1 protein-coding gene is annotated in these 2,150 nt (G+C 59.0%); it reads right to left on the bottom strand.

The window, feature by feature from the left end; all coding sequences use genetic code 11:
* Positions 1 to 2,150 (bottom strand): beta strand repeat-containing protein (locus tag ACP7BV_RS26790; RefSeq protein ID WP_426107941.1); only part of this gene is annotated, 2,150 nt, incomplete at both ends.

The raw sequence follows: 2,150 nt of genomic DNA, 5'->3' as shown, positions 1-2,150 counted from the left end.
GCGCTGTCGACATCAGTGACGGTCAAGGACCCGGATGCGGTGAGAATGACATCGGATTCGGTCAGCGGAACTGTTGCAGCGCTGAGTACTGCGGCATCGTTGGTGCCCAGGATGTTGACAGTAATCGTCGTCGCCGTCCCATCCGTGCTCTTGACGTTGAAGACATCGGTGTAAGTAGTTCCGTCGACAAACTCGTTGTGTGCCGAATTCGCTTCGTAGGTCCACTGGCCGTTGGTCTGCAGCACCACCGTGCCGTGGGTGCCGGTGACGGTGCCCCCGACATAGCTTGCGGAGCTGTCGATATCGGTAACGGTCAGCGTGCCAGATGCGGTCAGGATGACGTCGGATTCGGTCAGCGGTACCACCGCCGTGCTCAACACCGCAGCATCGTTGGTGCCCAGAATGTTGACGGTAATCGTGGTCGCCGTACTGTCAGCGCTCTTGACATTGAACACATCGGTATAAGTCGTACCACCGACAAACTCGTTGTGTGCCGAACTGGCGTTGTAAGTCCACTGGCCGTTCGTCTGCAGTACTACAGTGCCGTAGGCGCCGGTAAAGGTGCCCCCGACATAGCTTGCGGAACTGTCGATATCGGTGACGGTCAGCGTGCCCGATGCGGTCAGGACGACATCAGATTCGGTGAGTGGTACCACCGCCGTGCTTAGCACCGCAGCGTCGTTGGTACCCAGGATGTTGACGGTAATCGTGGTCGCCGTGCCGTCGGCGCTCTTGACGTTGAAAACGTCGGTGTAAGTAGTGCCGTCAACAAATTCATTGTGAGCCGAACTCGCCTCATAGGTCCATTGGCCGTTGGTCTGCAGCACCACCGTGCCGTGAGTGCCGGTGAAGGTGCCCCCGACATAGCTTGCGGAGCTGTCGATATCGGTAACGGTCAGCGTGCCCGATGCGGTCAGGACGACGTCCGATTCGGTCAACGGTACCATAGCGGTGCTCAGCACCGCTGTGTCGTTGGTGCCCAGGATGTTGACGGTGATCGTCGTAGCCGTGCCGTCAGCGCTCTTGACGTTGAACACATCGGTGTAAGTGGTGCCATCGACAAACTCGTTGTGTGCCGAATTCGCCTCATAGGTCCATTGGCCGTTGGCCTGCAGCACCACCGTGCCGTGGGTGCCGGTGAAGGTACCTCCGACATAGCTTGCAGAGTTGTCGATATCGGTAACGGTCAGCGTGCCCGATGCGGTCAGGACGACATTAGATTCGGTGAGTGGTACCACAGCGGTGCTCAGCACCGCAGCGTCGTTGGTGCCCAAGATATTGACGGTAATCGTCGTCGACGTGCCGTCAGCGCTCTTGACGGTGAACACATCGGTGTAAGTGGTGCCATCGACAAACTCGTTGTGTTCCGAATTCGCTTCGTAGGTCCACTGGCCGTTGGTCTGCAGCACCACCGTGCCGTGAGTGCCGGTGAAGGTGCCCGCGATGTAGGTTGCGGCGCTATCGATATCGCTGGCGGTCAGGGTGCCCGATGCGGTCAGGATGGCGTCCGATTCGGTCAACGGTACGACAGCCGTGCTGAGCATCGCAGCATCGTTGGTGCCAAGGATGTTGACGGCAATCGTGGTCGCCGTGCCGTCCGCGCTCTTGACATTGAAGACATCGGTATAGGACGTACCACCGACAAACTCGTTGTGCGCCGAACTGGCGTTGTAAGTCCACTGGCCGTTCGTCTGCAGTACCACAGTGCCGTGGGCGCCGGTGAAGGTGCCCCCGACATAGCTTGCGGAACTGTCGATATCGGTGACGGTCAAGGTGCCCGATGCAGTCAGGATGGCGTCAGATTCGGTGAGCGGTACCACCGCCGTGCTCAACACCGCAGCATCGTTGGTGCCCAGGATGTTGACGGTAATCGTGGTAGCCGTGCCGTCAGTGCTCTTGACGCTAAAGACATCGGTGTAAGTGGTGCCGTCAACAAACTCGTTGTGAGCCGAATTTGCCTCGTAGGTCCACTGGCCGTTGGTCTGCAGCACCACCGTGCCGTGGGTACCGGTGAATGTGCCCCCTGCATAACTTGCGGAACTGTCGATATCGGTAACGGTCAGCATTCCGGATGCGGTCAGGATGACGTCCGACTCGGTCAGCGGTACCACCGCAGTACTCAGCACTGCGGCATCGTTCGTGCCCAGGAT

This window comes from Massilia sp. TSP1-1-2, assembly GCF_049896185.1.
Classification (GTDB): Bacteria; Pseudomonadota; Gammaproteobacteria; order Burkholderiales; family Burkholderiaceae_D; genus Telluria_A.
This window is presented reverse-complemented; position numbering and strand designations above follow the sequence as displayed.